24 protein-coding genes are annotated in these 20,076 nt (G+C 63.2%); 19 read left to right on the forward strand and 5 right to left on the reverse strand.

Annotated elements, in window-relative coordinates:
* From BEK68_RS16690 to bfr, 8 genes are all read left to right on the forward strand, one after another.
* Positions 1-570 (forward strand): ammonium transporter (locus BEK68_RS16690; RefSeq protein ID WP_432761104.1); only part of this gene is annotated, 570 nt, incomplete at its 5' end.
* Between the two features lie 366 nt (positions 571-936).
* Positions 937-2,232: a glutamate--cysteine ligase gene (gene gshA / locus BEK68_RS16695; RefSeq protein ID WP_009239213.1), complete on the forward strand. Its 1,296-nt coding sequence runs from the start codon at positions 937-939 to the stop codon at positions 2,230-2,232.
* A gap of 32 nt (positions 2,233-2,264) precedes the next feature.
* A complete protein-coding gene (gshB, locus tag BEK68_RS16700; protein ID WP_004637075.1) occupies positions 2,265-3,236 on the forward strand; it encodes a glutathione synthase in 972 nt (323 codons plus the stop codon).
* Positions 3,237-3,355: 119 nt separating this feature from the next.
* Entirely contained in the window at positions 3,356-3,811 is a 456-nt protein-coding gene (locus tag BEK68_RS16705) for a PTS sugar transporter subunit IIA (RefSeq protein WP_004637083.1), read from the forward strand.
* Positions 3,780-4,049 (forward strand): HPr family phosphocarrier protein, encoded by a 270-nt coding sequence (locus BEK68_RS16710; RefSeq protein WP_004637085.1) that lies wholly within the window; start codon positions 3,780-3,782, stop codon positions 4,047-4,049. The genes BEK68_RS16705 and BEK68_RS16710 overlap by 32 nt, the downstream gene beginning before the upstream one ends.
* Before the next feature lie 45 nt (positions 4,050-4,094).
* Complete coding sequence (gene ptsP, locus BEK68_RS16715; RefSeq protein ID WP_004637088.1) at positions 4,095-5,846, forward strand: phosphoenolpyruvate--protein phosphotransferase; 1,752 nt, start codon at positions 4,095-4,097, stop codon at positions 5,844-5,846.
* A 230-nt stretch (positions 5,847-6,076) separates the two neighbouring features.
* On the forward strand, positions 6,077-6,352 hold the full coding sequence (locus BEK68_RS16720) for a (2Fe-2S)-binding protein (protein ID WP_004637090.1): 276 nt from the start codon (positions 6,077-6,079) through the stop codon (positions 6,350-6,352).
* A 148-nt stretch (positions 6,353-6,500) separates the two neighbouring features.
* The gene (gene bfr / locus BEK68_RS16725) at positions 6,501-6,980 is read left to right on the forward strand and encodes a bacterioferritin (protein WP_004637092.1); all 480 of its coding nucleotides are present in this window, start codon (positions 6,501-6,503) and stop codon (positions 6,978-6,980) included.
* A 65-nt stretch (positions 6,981-7,045) separates the two neighbouring features.
* On the opposite strand, the gene BEK68_RS16730 is transcribed toward bfr, so the two are convergent.
* The 3 genes from BEK68_RS16730 to gpmA all read right to left on the reverse strand — a co-directional run bounded on the left by BEK68_RS16730 (position 7,046) and on the right by gpmA (position 10,346).
* Entirely contained in the window at positions 7,046-7,795 is a 750-nt protein-coding gene (locus BEK68_RS16730; protein ID WP_009239212.1) for a HesA/MoeB/ThiF family protein, read from the reverse strand.
* A gap of 69 nt (positions 7,796-7,864) precedes the next feature.
* Positions 7,865-9,481, reverse strand: coding sequence for a S41 family peptidase (locus BEK68_RS16735; protein WP_004633503.1), 1,617 nt, complete (start codon positions 9,479-9,481; stop codon positions 7,865-7,867).
* Positions 9,482-9,599: 118 nt separating this feature from the next.
* Positions 9,600-10,346 carry a 2,3-diphosphoglycerate-dependent phosphoglycerate mutase gene (gene gpmA / locus BEK68_RS16740; protein ID WP_024542061.1) on the reverse strand — a complete coding sequence of 249 codons (747 nt, stop codon included), beginning with the start codon at positions 10,344-10,346 and terminating at the stop codon, positions 9,600-9,602.
* Between the two features lie 174 nt (positions 10,347-10,520).
* Between gpmA and BEK68_RS16745 the strand changes: the two genes are divergently transcribed.
* From BEK68_RS16745 to BEK68_RS16760, 4 genes are all read left to right on the forward strand, one after another.
* Entirely contained in the window at positions 10,521-10,943 is a 423-nt protein-coding gene (locus tag BEK68_RS16745) for a rhodanese-like domain-containing protein (protein WP_004633499.1), read from the forward strand.
* An 18-nt stretch (positions 10,944-10,961) separates the two neighbouring features.
* Complete coding sequence (gene grxC, locus BEK68_RS16750) at positions 10,962-11,219, forward strand: glutaredoxin 3 (RefSeq protein WP_004633497.1); 258 nt, start codon at positions 10,962-10,964, stop codon at positions 11,217-11,219.
* Positions 11,220-11,379: 160 nt separating this feature from the next.
* Complete coding sequence (gene secB / locus BEK68_RS16755; RefSeq protein WP_009239210.1) at positions 11,380-11,898, forward strand: protein-export chaperone SecB; 519 nt, start codon at positions 11,380-11,382, stop codon at positions 11,896-11,898.
* 106 nt (positions 11,899-12,004) lie between these two features.
* Positions 12,005-13,021 (forward strand): NAD(P)H-dependent glycerol-3-phosphate dehydrogenase, encoded by a 1,017-nt coding sequence (locus tag BEK68_RS16760; RefSeq protein ID WP_009277179.1) that lies wholly within the window; start codon positions 12,005-12,007, stop codon positions 13,019-13,021.
* A gap of 29 nt (positions 13,022-13,050) precedes the next feature.
* Here BEK68_RS16760 and trmL read toward each other — a convergent pair whose 3' ends face one another.
* Positions 13,051-13,521 carry a tRNA (uridine(34)/cytosine(34)/5-carboxymethylaminomethyluridine(34)-2'-O)-methyltransferase TrmL gene (gene trmL / locus BEK68_RS16765; protein WP_009239208.1) on the reverse strand — a complete coding sequence of 157 codons (471 nt, stop codon included), beginning with the start codon at positions 13,519-13,521 and terminating at the stop codon, positions 13,051-13,053.
* A gap of 111 nt (positions 13,522-13,632) precedes the next feature.
* Positions 13,633-14,355 (reverse strand): ComF family protein, encoded by a 723-nt coding sequence (locus BEK68_RS16770; RefSeq protein WP_009239207.1) that lies wholly within the window; start codon positions 14,353-14,355, stop codon positions 13,633-13,635.
* Positions 14,356-14,463: 108 nt separating this feature from the next.
* Here BEK68_RS16770 and BEK68_RS16775 point away from each other — a divergent pair, with 108 nt between their 5' ends.
* The 7 genes from BEK68_RS16775 (at position 14,464) to BEK68_RS16800 (ending at position 19,993) form a co-directional block, all read left to right on the forward strand.
* Entirely contained in the window at positions 14,464-15,405 is a 942-nt protein-coding gene (locus BEK68_RS16775; RefSeq protein ID WP_009239206.1) for a methyltransferase domain-containing protein, read from the forward strand.
* A gap of 192 nt (positions 15,406-15,597) precedes the next feature.
* A complete protein-coding gene (locus BEK68_RS26210; RefSeq protein ID WP_009239205.1) occupies positions 15,598-15,783 on the forward strand; it encodes a hypothetical protein in 186 nt (61 codons plus the stop codon).
* A 248-nt stretch (positions 15,784-16,031) separates the two neighbouring features.
* Positions 16,032-17,288, forward strand: a complete 1,257-nt coding sequence (gene coxB, locus BEK68_RS16785; protein WP_009239204.1) for a cytochrome c oxidase subunit II — start codon at positions 16,032-16,034, stop codon at positions 17,286-17,288.
* Positions 17,289-17,328: 40 nt separating this feature from the next.
* Positions 17,329-18,933 (forward strand): cytochrome c oxidase subunit I, encoded by a 1,605-nt coding sequence (gene ctaD / locus BEK68_RS16790; protein WP_004633481.1) that lies wholly within the window; start codon positions 17,329-17,331, stop codon positions 18,931-18,933.
* A gap of 53 nt (positions 18,934-18,986) precedes the next feature.
* A complete protein-coding gene (locus tag BEK68_RS25950) occupies positions 18,987-19,118 on the forward strand; it encodes a cytochrome oxidase small assembly protein (protein ID WP_009277177.1) in 132 nt (43 codons plus the stop codon).
* A gap of 49 nt (positions 19,119-19,167) precedes the next feature.
* Positions 19,168-19,776: a cytochrome c oxidase assembly protein gene (locus BEK68_RS16795; protein WP_004633477.1), complete on the forward strand. Its 609-nt coding sequence runs from the start codon at positions 19,168-19,170 to the stop codon at positions 19,774-19,776.
* A 4-nt stretch (positions 19,777-19,780) separates the two neighbouring features.
* Positions 19,781-19,993 carry a DUF2970 domain-containing protein gene (locus BEK68_RS16800; protein WP_004633475.1) on the forward strand — a complete coding sequence of 71 codons (213 nt, stop codon included), beginning with the start codon at positions 19,781-19,783 and terminating at the stop codon, positions 19,991-19,993.
* Positions 19,994-20,076: the final 83 nt, after the last annotated feature.

Here is a 20,076-nt window from a genome sequence, read left to right on the forward strand (position 1 = left end):
AGCGCCGCGCTGGCCTTCGTCAACACGCTGCTGGCGACCGCCGCTGCCGTGCTGTCGTGGAGCTTCGGCGAGTGGTTCGGCAAGAGCAAGCCTTCGATGCTGGGTGCCGCATCGGGTGCCGTGGCTGGCCTGGTGGCCATCACCCCGGCCGCCGGCTTTGTCGGCCCGATGGGTTCGATCGCGCTCGGCATCATCGCCGGCCTGCTGTGCCTGTGGGGCGTGAATGGCCTCAAGCGCATGCTGGGCATGGACGACACGCTGGACGTGTTCGGTGTGCACGGCGTGGGCGGTATCCTCGGCGCGCTGCTGACCGGCGTCTTCGCGGCGCCGAGCCTGGGCGGCACCGGCATCTACGACTATGTCGCCAACAAGGTAGCCGACGATTACTCGATCGGCGGCCAGCTGTGGATCCAGTTCCAGGGCGTGGCGACCACGGTCATCTGGTCTGCAGTGGTGGCGTTCATTTCGTACAAGATCGTCGATGCCATTGTTGGCCTGCGCGTGCCGGAAGAAGAGGAGCGCGAGGGCCTGGACATCACGTCCCACGGCGAAACTGCCTACGAAGACTGATCGTCTGCGTCATCCCGCAAAAGACCCGGCCGCGCGCCGGGTTTTTTGTGTCGCCACCTGAGCCGGACGTCCTTAAGTCCGATGTAAAAAAGCTTCAATTGCCTCTCGTTATGCGGGCGCTTACATTGCAGACGTGGTTTCCTCCACCTGCAGAACGCTCCCCGTATCTGTCAGGCTATTCCCCAAGCGCGGCAGCCCCGCGCTTTTTTTTTGTCCGGTTTTTTTGTGTGGCCTGCTGCACTGCCGCACAGCGCCTCTTGCGAATCCTCTTTCCTGACCGCATATCGATAGCCCGCTGTCGTCTGCAAGCTATTGTCTGTTCCTCTACAATTGGAGTGGGCGATAAATAACATCAATAGGAAGGGTATGGTTCCGCACTTGATCACCGCGCTGAACGGGCCGCTGCTTGAGCTCGAGCAGAAGATTCTTGACGCCACGCCCGCCATCGAACGCTGGTTCCGCCTGGAATGGCAGGAACACACGCCGCCGTTCTACTGTTCCGTCGATTTGCGCAACGCCGGCTTCAAGCTGGCGCCGGTCGACACGAACCTGTTCCCGGGCGGCTTCAACAACCTCGCGCCCGAGATGCTGCCGCTGGCTGTGCAAGCCGCCATGGCCGCCATCGAAAAAATCTGCCCCGACGCCAAGAACCTCCTGCTGATCCCCGAGCGCCACACGCGCAACATGTTCTATCTGCAGAACGTGGCGCGCCTGTCGCAGATCATGCGCCAAGCGGGGCTGAATGTGCGTCTCGGCTCGCTCTCCGAAGACATCACCGAGCCGACCTCGATCGATCTGCCCGATGGACAGCGCCTAGTGGTCGAACCGATTAAGCGCATCGGTACCAAGGGCCGTCGCTTGGGCATGGAAGACTTCGATCCGTGCTCGATCCTGCTGAACAACGATCTGTCAGCCGGCGTGCCGCCCATCCTCGAGAACATCAACGAGCAATATCTGCTGCCGCCACTCCATGCCGGCTGGTCGCAGCGCCGCAAGACCAACCACTTTGCCGCCTACGATGAAGTGGCCAAGAAGTTCGCCAAGCTGATCGACATCGACCCGTGGATGGTCAACCCGTACTTCACCAAATGCAGCGGACTGGACTTCCATGAGCGCGCCGGCGAGGAGGAACTCGCCCACGCGGTCGAGACGGTGCTGAAGAAAACCGCCAAGAAGTACAAGGAATACGGCGTGACCGAGACCCCCTACGTGGTGGTCAAGGCCGACGCCGGCACCTATGGCATGGGTGTGATGACCGTGCGCGATCCTTCCGAGGTCAAGGGCCTCAACCGGAAGGAGCGCAACAAGATGAGCGTGGTCAAGGAGGGCCTGGAGGTCTCCGAAGTGATCGTGCAGGAAGGCGTGCACACCTTCGAGAAGATCAACGAAGCCGTGGCCGAGCCCGTCGTCTACATGATCGACCGCTATGTGGTGGGCGGTTTCTACCGGGTTCACACGGGCCGCGGCGTTGACGAGAATCTCAATGCGCCGGGCATGCATTTCGTGCCGCTGCCGTTTGCGTCGAATTCGCTGCCGGACAGCCATGCCAAGCCGGGCGCCGGTGAGCCGAACCGCTTCTATATGTACGGCGTCGTGGCGCGCTTGGCGCTGTTGGCTGCATCGCTCGAGCTTGAGAAGACCGACCCGAACCCGCTGATCTGATCGGCCGTATCCCCGCTGCAGAAGGAACCGCCATGCGCATCCTGTTCATCGTCGATCCGCTGTCGACGTTCAAGACCTACAAGGATTCCACCTTCGCGATGATGCGCGAGGCGGCGGCGCGCGGCTATGCCATCTACACGTGCCTGCAGTCGCAGCTCACGTTGGCGAACAACGTGGTCGAAACCGTTGCCACGCCTATCGCACTGACCGGCGATGAGGACGACTGGTATCGCGCCGGCGATGCTCGCCTGCTCCCGCTCACCGGCTTTGACGCCGTGCTGATGCGCAAGGACCCCCCATTCGACATGGAATACGTCACCAGCACGTGGCTGCTGGAGATTGCCGAGCGGCAGGGCGCGCGCGTGTTCAACAAGCCGCAGGCGATTCGTGACCATTCGGAGAAGCTCGCCATCGCGCAGTTCCGCGAGTTCACCGTGCCGACCATCGTGTCCCGCGATGCCAAGCGTCTGCGCGAATTCCACGCCGAGCAGGGCGACGTCATCTTCAAGCCGCTCGACGGCATGGGCGGTGCGGGCATCTTCCGCGTGGGACCGGATGGCCTGAACCTCGGGGCGGTGATCGAATCGCTTACCGACAACGGCGCGCGCACGATCATGGCTCAGCAGTACATTCCGGCGATCCGTGAGGGCGACAAACGCATTCTCCTGATCGGCGGGTCGCCGGTGCCGCATTCGCTGGCGCGGGTGCCGATGGCGGGCGAGGTACGTGGCAATCTGGCGGCTGGCGGTACGGGCAGGGCCCAGCCGCTGTCTGAGCGCGATCAGGTGATCGCACACGCACTTGCGCCCGTGCTGTGGCAACGCGGTCTGCTGCTCGTCGGCCTCGACGTCATTGGGGATTACCTCACCGAGGTGAACGTCACCAGCCCGACGTGTTTCCAGGAAATCACGCAGCAGACGGGCTTCAATGTGGCCGGAATGTTCATCGACGCGCTGGAGCGCGCCGCAGGCAAGAGCAGCGGATTGGGCCGCAAGCCCGCCTGATTGGGCGGCATGGCCCCTCCGCCGAGGGTCCTCCACAAGGGGGAAGTCTGGAACACGGCTGCACAATTGCGCCAAATGGCCCTGATACAATCGGCGTTACACCGATTCGCTTTTCAATCATGGCAGGGATTCTGATCATCGCTCATGCGCCGCTGGCCAGCGCACTGCGCGATTGCGCTGCACACGTCTATTGCGGACAGCCTGAAGGGCTGGGCGCAATCGATGTCCTGCCCGATGCCGAGCCGGCTGCCGTGCTGGCCCAGGCGCGCGACAAGCTCGCCGAACTCATTGAAGCCAACGGCGCGCTGGTGCTGACCGACATCTTCGGGGCCACGCCCGCCAATATCGCCTCGCGCCTGGCTGATCCGGGCCGCGTGCGCGTGCTGGCCGGCGTGAACCTGCCGATGCTCGTGCGCGCCATCTGCTATCGCTCCGAAAAACTCGAACAACTTGCCGCCAAGGCCCTGGCCGGCGGCGCGCAAGGCGTACTGCAGGTCGGCTCGACAGCCGTTCAGAACCAGGTTGCCAACCATCCGGACAAATATGCTGCAGAGGGATATCACCATCATCAATAAGCTCGGGCTGCATGCGCGCGCCTCGGCCAAACTCACGCAGCTCGCCAGCAAGTTCGATAGCCAGATCAAGATGTCGCGCAACGGTCGTCAGGTCGACGCCAAGAGCATCATGGGCGTGATGATGCTGGCTGCGGGCATTGGCTCCACCGTCACGCTGGAGATCGACGGCCCGGACGAGCACGACGCCATGGATGGTCTCGTCGCGCTCATCAACGATCGCTTTGGCGAAGGCGAATAAAGCGCCCGCCGCACTCCACTTCAACGCCCGCTCCGGCCAGCGTCTATGCCTTTTACCCTTCACGGTATTCCGGTCTCGCGCGGCATCTCCATCGGCCGCGCCCACATGCTGGCGCGCGCGGCGCTCGATGTGTCGCACTACCTGGTCGACGAAGACAAGCTTGACGCTGAGGTCGAGCGCTTGCGCAGTGCCCGCGCCACCGTACGCTCCGAACTGGCCGCACTCAAGCGCGACCTCCCGAGCGATGTGCCCGAAGAGATGGGTGCCTTCCTCGATGTGCACGCGATGATTTTGGATGACGCGTTGCTCTCGCAGGTACCCGAGACGCTGATTCGCCAGCGGCGCTACAACGCAGAGTGGGCGCTCACAACGCAGCTTGAAGAGCTTATCCGCCAGTTCGGTGAAATCGAAGACGAATACCTGCGCGAGCGCAAGGCCGACATCGAGCAGGTGGTTGAACGCATTCTGAAGGTACTGGCCGGCGCGCCGGCCTTGGCGCCGGCACCGGTGGCCGTTGGCTGCGATCCGGATGCCGGCATGATCGTCGTCGCACACGATATTGCGCCGGCCGACATGCTGCAGTTCCGCGGCCAGACCTTCGCCGGCTTCGTGACCGACCTGGGCGGCCGCACCTCGCACACCGCCATCGTGGCGCGTAGCCTCGACATTCCGGCGGCGGTAGGTGTGCATAACGCGAGTACGCTGATTCGGCAGGATGACATCGTCGTCATTGACGGCGACAACGGCATCGTCATTGTCGATCCGAGCACGTCCATCCTTGAGGAATACCGCCACCGCCGCAGCGAAGGCGAGCTGCAGAAGAAGCGTCTCGAACGTCTGCGTCATACGCCTACCGTTACACTCGACGGTACGCAAATCGAACTGCAGGCGAACATCGAAATGCCCGAAGATGCGGCTGCCGCTGTCAAAGCCGGCGCCGTGGGCGTGGGCCTGTTCCGCTCCGAATTCCTCTTCATGAACCGTCGTGGCGCGCTACCTGACGAGGAAGAACAGTTCCGCGCGTACCGTACCGCCGTTGAATCGATGATGGGCCTGCCCGTCACCATCCGCACCATCGACATCGGTGCCGACAAGCCGCTGGACATCCGCGACGACGTGTTCGAGACCGCGCCCAATCCGGCGCTGGGTTTGCGGGCGATCCGCTGGTCGCTGTCAGAGCCGGCGATGTTCCTGACGCAGTTGCGCGCGCTGCTGCGGGCGTCGGCATTTGGGCCGATCAAGATTCTCGTGCCGATGTTGGCGCACGCCCGCGAAATCGACCAGACCCTGGAATTGCTGGCGCGCGCCAAGGCTTCGCTCGACGCCGACGGCCTGGCCTATGATCCGGGCATCAAGGTCGGTGCCATGATCGAGATACCGGCCGCCGTGCTGATCCTGCCAGTGTTCCTGCGCCGCATGGATTTTCTCTCGATCGGCACGAACGACCTGATCCAGTACACGCTCGCCATCGATCGCGCCGACAACGCCGTCGCGCATCTGTACGACCCGCTGCATCCAGCGGTGCTGCAATTGATCGCGCGCACCATCCGCGAAGCGCATCAGGCGGGCAAGCCCGTTTCCGTGTGCGGCGAGATGGCGGGCGACGCTTCCATGACGCGCCTGCTGCTCGGCATGGGCCTCACCGAATTCTCGATGCATCCGTCGCAGTTGCTGAGTGTCAAGCAGCAGATCCTGCGCTCGGACCGCCCGCGCTTGATGCGCGAGGCCGACCGCCTGCTGCACGCCTGCGAGCCGGCCGAAATCGAAGAGGCGCTCGGCGCGCTGGCGCGGGCTTGATGCGCGCATCTCAAAAGCGCCGGCTGCACCGAGTGTCGCACCGGCACATCGCCTTCCACGGGCATGACCTCGCTCTAAGTGACTGAAATTGCACGTCTTTCTCTGAAAAGACGGCCCACATGCACCTGCATGACCCTCCGCTCGAAATGGTGCAGAACAAGAATTGTTCTCATTTCCATTCTCTGTTATTCTGGTTTCACAGCGCGTTCTGAGCGCTGCGGAGGAATCCCGTGTACGTCTGTATTTGCAACCAAGTGACCGACCGCGAAATCCATGGCGCCGCCCGTCTGGGCGTGTCGACGATGGACGAACTCGCCGAAACGCTCGGCGTGGGAACGTGCTGCGGACAATGCCGGGACTGCGCCAAGCAGGTGCTCGCCGAGGCGGTGAGCTGCATCCCCGTCGACCAGACCTTGGGCCGTGCCAGCACGCATGCCATAATCGAACGTCGCGACGAGCCCGTCGCCAATGATCAGGCCATCGTGGCTGGTGCATTGGCTGCCTGATCTCCCGTCTTTTCCTGTCGCCGCGAATTGCCGCCCAGGCGCTGAGCCTCGGTGGCATTTGTTGCTTTCTGGTCAGGCACGGGGCTCGCCTTGAACGGACGCGTGCGTGCGTCCATCACCGCAGTTGCACTTTGCTGGAGCCCCAAGAATGAAAGGCGATAAGAAGGTCATCCAATATCTGAACGCCCAGCTCAAGAACGAGCTGACCGCCATCAACCAGTATTTCCTCCACGCGCGCATGTACGGCCACTGGGGGCTCAAGCGCATCGGGGACCACGAATACAAGGAGTCGATCGGCGAGATGAAGCATGCCGATCGCCTGATCGAGCGCATCCTGATGCTCGACGGCCTGCCCAACCTGCAGGACCTGGGCAAGATCTTCATCGGCCAGGACACGAAAGAGATCATCGAATGCGACTTGAAGCTTGAGCGCGCAGCACACGGCACCGTGGTCGAGGGCATTGCCTACTGCGAATCGGTCAAGGATTACGTCAGCCGCGAAATTCTGGTCGACATCCTGGACGACACCGAAGAGCACATCGACTGGTTGGAAACGCAGCTTGAGCTGATCGACAAGGTCGGCATTCAGAACTACCTGCAATCGCAGATGGAGCCTGAGGGCGAATAAGGCTCGTCAGCCGCAAAAAAGAAGGAGGCCTCGGCCTCCTTTTTTGTCGTGCGTGTACCGGCGCGTCAGTGCATGCCCCCGCAGACCGGACAGGACGGCTGTCGAGCGATGCGCATCGTCGTCCATTCCATCGTTAAACCGTCGAGCATCAGAAGGCGGCCGGCAAGCGAACTGCCGATGCCGGCGATCAGCTTGAGTGCCTCGGCGGCCTGCACCGTACCCACCATGCCCACCAGCGGCGAGAACACGCCCATCGTTGCGCACGCCACGTCGGGCGCGGGCTCGTCGGGTGGGAACAGGCAGGCGTAGCAGGGGCCGCCGGCGCGGCTGTCGAACACGCTGATCTGTCCGTCGAAACGGATGGCTGCGCCCGACACCAGCGGCACGCCAGCCCGCACGCAGGCAAGGTTGGTGGCCTGGCGAGTGCCGAAGTTATCGGAGCAGTCCAGTACCACGCTCACGCCATCAAGGCGTGCGCCGATGGCATCCGTATCGAGCCGGCGCTGCACGGCATGCACGCGCACGTCGGGATTCAGCCGGGCGATGGCCGCCTGCGCGGATGCCACCTTCGGCTGCCCGACCGATTCCGTTGTGTGGATGATCTGGCGCTGCAGGTTGGTCAGGTCCACCGTGTCGTCGTCGACGATGGTGAGCGTGCCTATGCCCGCCGCCGCCAGATACGGCAGGGCCGCAGCGCCCAGCCCGCCCGCGCCGATGACAAGCGCATGGCTTTCAAGCAGGCGCGTCTGCCCCTCGATGCCGATTTCGTCGAGCAGGATATGGCGCGAGTAGCGCAGCAGTTGATCGTCGTTCATGGTGGTGCAATGAAAAAGGCCGTGCAGTGCACGGCCTCGTAAGTTTGCCAGTGTTTGCCGGCAGGTGTCTTATCGTGCGCCGGTGGGCTCCGGCGCAGGCTGCACGCCGCTGGCCGGAACATTGGGCTTCGGTGCAGGCGGCTCGGAAGCCGGTGTGGCCTTGCCCTTGGGCAGCTTGGCCGGGGCGCTAGAATCCTTGGCCGCCGGCGATTTCACCGCCTTGTCCGGCACCGCGGCAGCCGCGGCTTCCAGCACCGACTTCGAGCGCTTGACCGGCTGACCCTTCAGGTCGGCAAGGGCTTGCTGGAGCATGAAATCTTCGGCCGAACCGAACTCGATCGGCTTCTTGTTGCGCTCCTTCTCGCGCTGCTCGGGCGTCTTCTTGGCGTTTTCTTCTTCCAGGCGACGCAGCTCTTCAACGCGGCGCTTTTCGCGCTCGGTCATCTCGGCTTCTTCCGATTCCTGCTTGTTGTGCAGGTGGCGTTCGGTGTCGATTTCGCGCGTGATCAGCGCGTCGTCCGGGTCGCCGTCCGGGTTCTGGTCAACCGGAATATCCGGGCGGATGCCCTTGGCCTGAATCGACTTGCCCGACGGCGTGTAGTAGTAGGCGATGGTCAGCTTGATGCCGGTGTCGTTCGACAGCGGACGCACCGTCTGCACCGAGCCCTTGCCGAAGGTCGTCTTGCCCATCGTCTTGGCACGGTGATGATCCTGCAGCGCGCCGGCCACGATTTCTGAGGCCGAAGCCGTGTAGGCGTTGGTCAGCACGATGATCGGCACGGTCTTGAACTCGGGATCCAGGCCCACCAGAGGGTCGGAATCCAAGTTGCTCAAGCGGTAGTTTGCGAAGGTCGCCTTGTACGTGCGCTTGGCATCTGGCACCTGGCCGTTGGTCGACACCACCGTCGCGTCCGGCGGCAGGAATGCAGCCGACACCCCAACTGCTGCCTGCAGCACGCCACCGCCGTTGTTGCGCAGGTCCAGGATCAGGCCCTTGAGGTGGGGGTCCTGTTTCGCCAGGTCATTGAGCTTCTTGGCCAGGTCCGGCACAGTGCGTTCCTGGAAGCTGGTAATGCGCACCCAGGCAATGCCGTTGTCCAGCATCTTTGCCTTGACCGACTGCACCTGGATCTCGGCGCGAGTGATGGTCAGCGGGAACGTGCGCTCTTCCTTCTTGCGGTAGATGGTCAGCGTGACCTTCGTGCCCGGGGCACCGCGCATGCGCTTGACGGCTTGCTCCAGCGGCATGCCGCGCACGGGCTTGTCGTCGATGCGGGTGATCAGGTCGCCCGGCTGCACGCCGGCGCGGAAGGCGGGGGTGTCTTCGATCGGGTTGATGACCTTAACCAGACCTTCTTCCTGCGAGATCTCGATGCCCAGACCGGCGAAGCGGCCTTGGGTCCCTTCCTGCAGCTCCTGGAAGTCCTTCTTATCCAGGTAAGCCGAATGCGGGTCGAGGCTGGCGACCATGCCCTTGATGGCTTCGGTCAGCAGCTTGTCGTCGTCCACCGGCTCGACATATTCACGCTTGATTTGGCCAAAGATGTCCGCCATGAGCCTGAGCTTTTCCAGCGGGAGCGGGCCGACCGTCGCGTTTTGCGCGGTGGCGGAGAGCTGGAGCGTCGCCAGGACCCCGGTGACGAGGCCGATGGCGATCAAGCTGATGTTCTTGAGCGAAGTTCGCATGTGTCGAGCGTGGACGTGGGAACAGTAGATAAACATGGCCCGGGACGGCTCGCGCACATCCCGGGCTACAGGCTTCGACAGTATAAAGGCGTTGGAGTGCCGCAGCGCCCGTTACGGTTTATTTCGACTTGCCTTGGCTGGCCACCGCCGCGAGCGACGCGGCAATCGCTTCCTGGTCGCCCAGGTAGTAATGGCGGATCGGCTTGAGGTTGGCGTCCAGCTCATACACAAGCGGCGTGCCGTTGGGAATGTTCAGGCCGACGATGTCCGCGTCGGAGATGCCGTCCAGGTACTTCACCAGCGCGCGAATGCTGTTGCCGTGCGCGGCGATCACCACGCGCTTGCCGCTCTTGATGGCCGGTGCAATCGATTCTTCCCACAGCGGCATGACGCGTGCGACGGTGTCCTTCAGGCATTCGGTCAGGGGCACCTGCTCGCGCGTGAGTCCCGCGTAACGCGGGTTGCCGAAGGCGTCGTTGTCGGCGCCGGGCTCCAGCGCGGGCGGCGGCGTGTCGTAGCTGCGGCGCCAGACGAGAACTTGCTCGTCGCCATATTGCGCGGCGGTTTCTGCCTTGTTCAGGCCCGACAGCGCCCCGTAGTGACGCTCGTTCAGACGCCATTCGTTGCGGGTCGGGATCCACATCAGGTCCATTTCGTCCTGCACGTGCCAGAGCGTGCGGATCGCGCGCTTGAGCACCGAGGTGTAGGCCAGATCGAACGTGAAGCCGGCTTCGCGCAGCAGCTTGCCGCCTTGGCGGGCCTGGGCGACGCCCGTGTCGGTCAGGTCGACGTCGACCCAGCCGGTGAAACGGTTCTCCAGATTCCACGTCGATTCGCCGTGGCGGATGAGGACGAGCTTATGCATGACTGCCATGATGAGAAGTGAGAAAACCTGCGCGGGGCTGTGGCGACGTGTCGTACGTCATCGTGCAGCCGCTGAAACCGACTATTTTATAATGCCGCGGGCATTGGGCCCCCGAATCGTTCGGCTGATATTCGCCCAGTAGACTTGCTCGACCCATCCCAGGAAACCGATACCGTGAAGTTCTTCGCCGATTACAACAACCTCGCACTGCTTGCCGTCGCCATCGTTTCGGGTCTGCTGCTGCTCTGGGCGCCCATCCAGCGCCGCATTGCGGGCGGCGGTGGCGCCAAGGTAGGTGCTTCGGCGGCCACCCAGCTCATCAATCGCCGCAATGCTGTGGTGGTGGATGTGCGTGAAAACGCTGAATACGCCGCCGGCCATCTGCCGCAAGCCAAGCACGCGCCGCTTGGGGAGCTTGCAGGCAAGGCTGCCGGGCTTGCAAAGAACAAAGAGACCCCCATCATCCTCGTGTGCCAGACCGGCCAGCGCGCTGGGCGGGCCCAAGCAGTCCTGAAGCAGGCCGGTTACAGTGAGGTGTATTCGCTGGAGGGCGGATTGGCCGCCTGGCAACAAGCTGGCCTTCCGGTTGTGAAATAAAGAAACGAGGTTGAAGTTATGGCGCACGTGGTCATGTACAGCACCACCGTCTGCCCCTATTGCGTGGCAGCGGAACGACTCCTGAAGCAGCGCGGTGTTGAGCAGATCGAGAAGATCCTGATCGACCGCGAACCCGGAAAGCGCGAAGAGATGATGACGCGCACGAACCGCCGCACGGTTCCGCAGATCTACATCGACGAGCGCCACATCGGCGGCTTCGACGATCTGTCTGCGCTGGACCGCGAAGGTGGCTTGGTTCCGTTGCTGGCTGCTTGATTCGGCGGACTGCGCACCACACAGAAATGCCCGGCTTAGACCGGGCGTTGTACTTTCAGGCCGGCTCTCATAGCGGGCACCATCTGGTCATGTACCATACGCGTCTTGCGCGGCGGACGCTTCCGCCAAGCACTGTCCACATCCTATTTGAAGGCGAGTCATGAGCGACCAGCAACAGCAGCAACCGGGCCAGGATGGCCAGCCGTTCTTCAACATCCAGCGCGTCTATCTGAAGGACCTGTCGCTGGAGCAACCGAACTCGCCGCACATCTTCCTCGAGCAGGAACAGCCGTCCGTGGAAGTGCAGGTCGACGTCGCCGCTTCGCAACTGGCTGAAGGCGTGTTCGAAGTGACCGTCATCGGTACCGTGACGACCAAGGTGCAAGAGAAGGTGGCGTTCCTGGTGGAAGCCAAGCAAGCTGGCATCTTCGATATCCGCAACGTGCCGGCCGAACAGATGGACCCGCTGCTGGGTATCGCCTGCCCGACCATCGTGTACCCGTACCTGCGCTCGAACATTGCCGACACCATCGGCCGCGCCGGCTTCCAGCCGATCCACCTGGCCGAGATCAACTTCCAGGCGCTGTACGAACAACGCCTGGCCGCTGCCATGGAGCAGCAAGGCCAAGCCGGTGGCACTGGTCTGGTGATGCCGGACGGCTCGAAGGCCACCCACTAAGTACGAGGCGCACTGCGCCAGAGGCCCGCGCCAGCCGCACGCTTGCGCGGGCTTTTTTTGCCCGACCTGTTGCTCGACCTTTGCCTGACCGATGTTGAACACGCGCATGCGAATTTCCGTTTTGGGTGCCGGTGCCTGGGGCACTGCCCTGGCCAGCCACGCCGCGCAATCGCACGACGTCATGCTGTGGGGGCGTGACGCGAACCTCGTCGCGCAGATGGCCGCCACACACATCAACGCGCCGTATTTGCCGGGCATGACGCTGCGGGCGTCGTTGCATTTTTCTGCTGATCTGCAAGCCGCGCTCGACCATGCGGCGGGCGACGACGCGCTCGCCGTCATCGCTTCACCTGTCGCCGGGCTGGCTGACCTGACCCGCACGATTGCCGCGCACGGCGGCGTGCGCAACGTGATCTGGCTGTGCAAGGGGTTCGACCCCGAAACCAGCGCACTGCCGCACGCCATCGTCGCCGATGTGCTGAAGGTGTCTGGCCGTACCGACCTCGCTGTCGGGGTGCTGTCGGGGCCGAGTTTCGCCAAGGAAGTCGCGCAGGGTTTGCCGTGCGCCATGACGGTCGCCTCGACCAGCGATGCGCTGTGCAAGCTCACGCAGCGCGGTTTTCACCATCACGCGATGCGCGTGTATGCAAGCGATGACCTCGTCGGCGTGGAAGTGGGCGGTGCCGTTAAGAACGTGCTCGCCATTGCGACAGGCGCCGCCGACGGCCTGGGCCTCGGGCTGAACGCGCGCGCCGCACTGGTCACGCGCGGGCTGGCCGAGATGACGCGCCTGGGGTTGGCGCTCGGTGGTCGGCTGGAAACATTCATGGGGCTGACTGGCGTGGGCGATCTGCTGCTGACCGCCACCGGCGATCTGTCACGCAACCGCACGGTCGGGATGCAGCTTGCGCAGGGCCGCACGCTCGACGACATCCTGCACAGCCTCGGTCACGTCGCCGAAGGCGTGCGTTGTGCGCGTGCCGTTGCGGCGCTCGCGCGCGCCAAGGGCGTGGACATGCCGATCACCTTTACCGTCTGCGAAGTCCTGTTCGAAGGGCTTCCTGCTGCGAAGGCGGTCGAGCGTCTGCTGCAGCGCGACGCCAAATCCGAATCGGCACGCTAGTCACGCCGCAATCAAGGGGCGCGTCAGGCTCAGGCGCCGCCCGCGAACCCGTTCTGCCGCCACGCTTCGAACACCACCACTGCCACGGTGTTCGATAGATTCAGGCTGCGGTTGTCCGGCCGCATCGGCAGGCGAATCCGCTGAGAAGCGGGAAACCACTCGCGCCGCTCCTCCGACAACCCGCGCGTTTCCGACCCGAAGACAAACCAGTCGCCCGGCTGGAACGCCACGCTGGCAAACGGCGTCGAGCCGCGCGTGGTGAGCGCAAACATGCGCGTGGGATCGGGCTGCGCATCGCGCAGGAAGGCGTCCCAATCGGCATGCACGCGCATCGTCGCGTACTCGTGGTAATCGAGGCCGGCGCGGCGCATGCGGGCATCTTCGAGCGGAAAACCCAACGGTTCGATCAGATGCAGTTGCGCGCCCGTGTTGGCGCACAGGCGGATCACATTGCCGGTGTTGGGCGGGATTTCGGGTTCGACAAGGATGACGTTGAACATGACCGGGCGGCAGGAGGAATTTCGGCGGCGAGCTTATCCACATTGGGAAGGGTTGTCACCCCGCCACAGCTTGGCACAAACAGCGCGACACAATGTCGCACAAGCACGTGATCAAGGCGTGCGCAAGGCGACAACGTTGGTGACGCGGGTCGCGCCGGCGCGTTTGAGCTGCGTGGCGATCTCGCCAAGGGTCGTGCCGGTGGTCATCACATCGTCAACGACTCCGATGTGACGCCCCGCGATGCGCGCCGGCTCGGCAACGACAAATGCGCCGTGGAGGTTGGCCAGCCGCTCGGCGCGATCCAGCGTGGCCTGCGCGACGTTGTCGCGCACACGCTGCAGGGCGCCGGCGTGGGCCGGAATGTCCAATCGGCGGGCGATCCGGCGGGCAACCTCCCATGCCTGGTTGTAGCCGCGCGAGCGCAGGCGGGCCGGCGAAAGCGGCACTGGCAGCAGCATGTCCGGCAGGTCGCCCGGCGCCGCCGCGAGTGCGTTGCCCAATTGGGCTGCCAGCCAATCTGCCAATGGCAATTGCGCCCGAAATTTCAATCCAGTGACAAGGTGGTCGAGCGGCCAGGCGTAGTCGGCGATGACGACGGTCGCGTCAAAGTCGGGCGCGCCGGCCAAACATGTGCGGCAATGCCGGGCGGCGTGCCGGGCATCCAGTGCAATGGCGCATTGGATGCAGCGCCGCCTGTGCAGATGCGAGGCCAGGTCGCCCGTGCAGCCGTTGCACACCAGGTCGCCCTGAACCGCGCCGCAAAGCGCGCAGGCGCATGGCAACAAATGGCGCAGTCCTGCCCGAAACCATGCCGATAACGCGTGTTTATGCATGCAAAAAGCCGCTATCCAAGCCGATTTGCGGCTTCTGCGCTATCAGACGGCGCCTCAAACTGCGGGCCGGTATACTTGGCGACCGCAGTGTTCCGTCCCGCCTTGTCGATGTCTGATCCCGTCCTTGCTCGCCCTGCCGCCTTGCGGCGCGCCTTCGATCGCCGCGCCGCGCGTTTCGCCGACGTGGACTTTTTGCTGCGCGAAGTGGGCAGTCGCATGCAGGACCGGCTGTCCTACATCAAGGCCACGCCTGTCCGCGCGCTGGATTTGGGTTGCGGTCTGGGACAAGGCTTGGCGGTGCTGCGTGCGCAATATCCGGATGCGCAGATCTGCGGGGTGGACTGGTCGTCCGCCATGCTGGCGCAAGCGCAGAAACTCGACCCGCAGCGCACTGACGCCGGATGGCTCGGCAGGCTGCTGAAGAAGCGGCCGGTCTTTGACTTTGCCCAGGCGGACTTTCGCGCTTTGCCCTTTGCTGGCGCGTCGTTCGACCTGCTGTGGTCGAACCTGGCGCTGCACTGGGACCCGGCGCCGCACGCGATCTTTCCAGAGTGGCACCGCATCACCACGGAAGGCGGCCTGCTGATGTTCAGCCTGTTCGGTCCGGATACCCTGCGCGAGCTGCGCAGCGCCCTGGCCGGCATCGACGCGGGCGTCCATACGCTGCGCTTTGTCGATATGCACGACATTGGCGACATGCTGGTGCACAGCCGCTGGTCTACACCCGTCATGGACATGGAGCAGATCACGATCACCTACGAAACGCCGCAGGCGTTGCTGGCCGATGTGCATTTGCTGGGCGGCATGGCCGGCTTGACGGACGAAGCCGGCCACAGTCTCGCGGGCGCCGGCCTGCACACGCCCCGCTGGCGCCAGCGACTATTCGACGCATTCGACGCGCAACGCAATCCCGATGGGCTGATTCCGCTGACCTTCGAAATCGTCTACGGCCACGCCTGGAAGCTTGCGCCCACCCAGCGGCAGGCGCTGGACGAGCAGGGAAGGGCGATGATCCCGATCGATCAGATCGGTCGCAAACCGCGCGCCTGAAGCGCTTTTAGTGCGGGAACGGCATTGGCTCGGCCTTGTCAAGCCGGGACTTGCATAAAGGCGCTTTACCTTGTTCGGGGTCAATCGCGGCCATATAATGCGCCAGTTTGTCGCAGCAGTCCCCCAAAGGCCTATCCCGTTTTTTGCCACGGGCGAACCGTTCGGGTATGCATCCGAGGCAGGAGTGGTTCAATGCACGACATTGAAACCGTGCTCCACCCAGCATGCGGCGCCTCCACCATCTCGGAATCGCCGCGCAAGAACTGGCTCATGAAGCGAAACTGCTCGCTTTCAACCCGCCAGATTGGCTGGTCCACCCCCTTGGTCGTCATTCCCCCGTTCGTAATCGCTTGGTTTTCTGCCTGGCAAGTCGCGTGATTGGTGTTGCCTGATGCGGGGCTGGAGGTCGCGATTCTCGGATGGGCATTGCTGTACTATGCCCGCCACGCCTCCGATTACGGGCACGTCTGGCCGGAAGATGGCGCGCGCGTGATCCAGCAGGTGAGCGCCAGGCGGCGCAAGCTTGCGGACGAGCTTTCCCGGTGTTTGGGACACGGGCAACCAACCCAGGTCTCATGAGCCGCGCACCGGGGCAGAGTGGAATCTGTCAATTGGGTAGATAAAAAATGAAAATGTTGAATAAGACATTGGCAAGTTTGCTGGCGGCAGGCTCCCTCCTCGCCCTCAGTCAAACGGCCCTGGCAGTGGAAGACATGCCAGGCGGCCCCGCAGTGCGGCAGCTTAATCTCGCGCCTCCGGTCACCAAGATCGCCGCCGAGATCCATTGGCTGCACTGGATGATGCTGATCATCTGTATCGTGATCTTCATCGGTGTTTTCGGGGTGATGTTCTACTCCATTTTCAAGCACCGTAAGTCGGTCGGTCACAAACCGGCGACGTTCCATGAAAGCACCACGGTCGAAATCATCTGGACCATCGTGCCGTTCCTGATCGTGATCGGGATGGCGCTGCCGGCCACCAAGGCCGTGGTCGCCATGAAGGACACCACCAACTCCGACCTCACCATCAAGGCCACCGGCTACCAGTGGAAGTGGGGTTACGACTACCTGAAGGGCGAAGGCGAGGGCATCTCGTTCCTCTCCACGCTCACCACGCCGCGCGACCAGATCAACAACCAGGCGCCCAAGTCGAACACGTACCTGATCGAGGTCGACAACGAGCTGGTCGTGCCGGTCAACCGCAAGGTGCGCATCGTCACGACCGCCAACGACGTGATCCACTCGTGGATGATCCCGGCGTTCGGCGTGAAGCAGGATGCGATTCCGGGCTTCGTGCGCGACGCATGGTTCAAGGCAGAGAAGGTCGGCGTCTATCGCGGCCAGTGCGCCGAGCTTTGCGGCAAGGAACACGCCTTCATGCCGATCGTCGTGCGCGTGCTCTCGCAGGACGACTACACCAAGTGGGTCGACGGCAAGAAGAAGGAAATGGCCGCCAAGGCCGATGATCCGAACAAGACCTACACGCTGGAAGAGCTGAAGTCGCGCGGCGAGAAGGTCTACACCGCCAACTGCGCGGTCTGCCACCAGCCGAACGGTAAGGGCGGTGGCCCGTTCCCGGCCCTTGATGGCTCGAAGATCGCCAATGGCCCGCTGGCCGACCACGTTGGCATCGTGCTGCACGGCAAGGGCGCGATGCCGCCCTGGGCTTCGGCGCTGAACGATGTCGAAATCGCTGCCGTCGTCACTTACGAGCGCAACAACTGGGGTAACCATACCGGTGACCTGCTGCAGCCGACGCAAGTGAAGGATGCGCGCGGCGGCAAGATGCCCGAAGGTGGGGCTGCCAAGACCGCTACAACTGAATCCGCCGGTAAGGTGGCGTCCAAACAAGCGAATGCGGCCGAAGACCGCAACGCTGGCTGATTGATCGTCTGCGTGACGAACCGAACCTAGGAGTTCCTCGATGAGCACCGCTGTTACGCACCCGCAAGATCACGCGCACGGTCATGGAGACGACCACGCGCACGACCATCCGCACGGCTGGCGCCGTTGGCTGTTCGCGACCAACCACAAGGACATCGGTACGCTGTATCTGCTGTTCTCTTTCATGATGCTGCTTTCAGGCGGCACGCTGGCCCTGCTGATCCGCCTTGAGCTGTTCCAGCCCGGCCTGCAGTTCTTCCATCCGGAGCTGTTCAACCAGTTCACCACCCTGCATGGCCTGATCATGGTGTTCGGCGCCATCATGCCGGCCTTCGTGGGCTTTGCGAACTGGATGATCCCGCTGCAGGTTGGCGCGTCCGACATGGCGTTTGCGCGGATGAACAACTTCAGCTTCTGGCTGCTGCCGCCTGCTGCGCTGCTGCTGGTGGGCTCGTTCTTCGCCCCGGGCGGCGCCACCGCTGCCGGCTGGACGCTCTACGCGCCGCTGTCGGTGCAGATGGGCCCGGGCATGGACATGGCGATCTTCGCGATCCACATCATGGGCGCATCGTCGATCATGGGCGCGATCAACATCATCGTGACCATCCTGAACATGCGCGCGCCGGGCATGACGCTGATGAAGATGCCGATGTTCTGCTGGACGTGGCTGATCACGGCGTACCTGCTGATCGCCGTGATGCCGGTGCTGGCAGGCGCGATCACCATGGTGCTGACCGACCGCCACTTCGGGACGAGCTTCTTCTCGGCAGCCGGCGGCGGTGACCCGGTGATGTACCAGCACATCTTCTGGTTCTTCGGGCACCCCGAGGTGTACATCATGATCTTGCCGGCGTTCGGTATCGTCAGCCAGATCGTGCCGGCCTTTGCGCGCAAGCCGCTGTTCGGCTACAGCTCGATGGTGTATGCCACGGCGTCGATCGCCATCCTGTCGTTCATCGTGTGGGCACACCACATGTTCACGACCGGTATGCCCGTCACCGGCCAGCTGTTCTTCATGTACGCGACGATGCTGATTGCGGTGCCGACCGGCGTGAAGATCTTCAACTGGGTGGCCACGATGTGGCGCGGCTCGATGACGTTCGAGACGCCGATGCTGTTTGCGATCGGCTTCATCTTCGTGTTCACGGTGGGCGGCTTCACGGGCCTGATCCTGGCCGTGGCCCCGATCGACATCCAGCTGCAGGACACCTACTACGTGGTGGCGCACTTCCACTACGTGCTGGTGGCTGGTTCGCTGTTCGCGCTGTTCGCGGGCTTCTACTACTGGGGCCCGAAGTGGTCGGGCTACATGTACAGCGAGACGCGCGGCAAGATCCACTTCTGGGGTTCGATGATCACGTTCAACCTCACGTTCTTCCCGATGCACTTCCTGGGCCTGGCAGGCATGCCGCGCCGCTATGCGGACTACCCGCAGCAGTTTGCCGATTTCAATGCGATCGCGTCGATCGGAGCTCTGGGCTTCGGTCTGATGCAAGTGTATTTCTTCTTCTTCGTGGTGCTGCCGTCGTACCGCGGTGGCGAGAAGGCTGCCGACAAGCCTTGGGATGGCGCGGAAGGCCTGGAGTGGACCGTGCCGTCGCCGGCGCCGTTCCACACCTTTGAAGAACCGCCGCACGTGAAGTAATGCAGGTGTTGCGGGGCTGGCGAGTGCCGGCTCCGCGATCCTCCGGACAAACGATGTCGAATCCAGAAAAAAGCCCAACGCCCGAGCAACGCGCTGCCAACCGTCGCCTGGGGTTGATCCTCGGCACGATCGCGCTGGTTTTCTTTCTGGGTGTGATTTTCAAGCGCGTGGTGTTCGGCGGCTAGCCGGGCAAGCGACGCGCTGGTCGCTGAACCGAGATTTCGCGAGACCCCTATGAGCCAGACACCGGCGCAGCCGGACCCGACCCAAAACGACAAAGCTCTCGAGCGCGGCCTGAACCGTTCCATGCTCGGCAAGCTGGCCGTCGTGGTCGCGATCATGTTCGGCTTCGGCTACGCGATGGTGCCGTTGTACAAGAAGATCTGCGAGATCACGAACATCAACGTGCTGAACACGCGTGATGAGGATGGCGGCGCGCTGCGCAACTCCCAGGTCGACAAGACGCGCACGATCACGGTGGAATTCGATTCGAACAGCCAGGGGCCGTTCCGCTTCCGCCCGGTCAAGAACAGCATGGATGTGCACCCCGGCGAGATCAGCCAGATCGTCTACGAGGTGGTGAACAAGGAGGGGCGTACGGTGGAGGCGCAGGCCATCCCGAGTTACGCGCCCAAGCAGGCAACCGAGTTCTTCAAGAAGATCGAGTGTTTCTGTTTCAAGCAGCAGACGCTGACGGCCAACGAATCACGCGAGATGCCGGTGGTGTTTGTGATTGATCCGGATCTTCCCAAGGACGTGAAGACGATCACTCTGTCCTACACTTTCTTTGAAATCCACGCGCCGTCGGTCATTGCGCCGGCGATGCCGAACAAGGGAACGTGAGGACATGGACGACCTGAAGGAAGCGACCAAGCGGCGCGCATCATTCGCACAGACGATGAAGGCGGTGTTCTGGTCCTTCTTCGGGGTGCGCAAAGGCCGCGACCACGACCGTGACATGGCGCAGTTGAATCCGGTGCACGTGATCGTGGCGGGCATTCTGGCGGCGGTGATCTTTGTGGTTGTGTTGTTGCTGATCGTGCGAGCCGTGGTCGGTTGAGGATTGAGCAGGTTGAGGAGACGGCCCCGCAGCATGGGCCGGGCAATATCGAGTGGATTCTTAAAAAAATAGAGCTGGAGAAA

It is taken from the genome of Ralstonia pickettii, assembly GCF_001699815.1.
Taxonomy (GTDB): Bacteria; Pseudomonadota; Gammaproteobacteria; order Burkholderiales; family Burkholderiaceae; genus Ralstonia; species Ralstonia thomasii.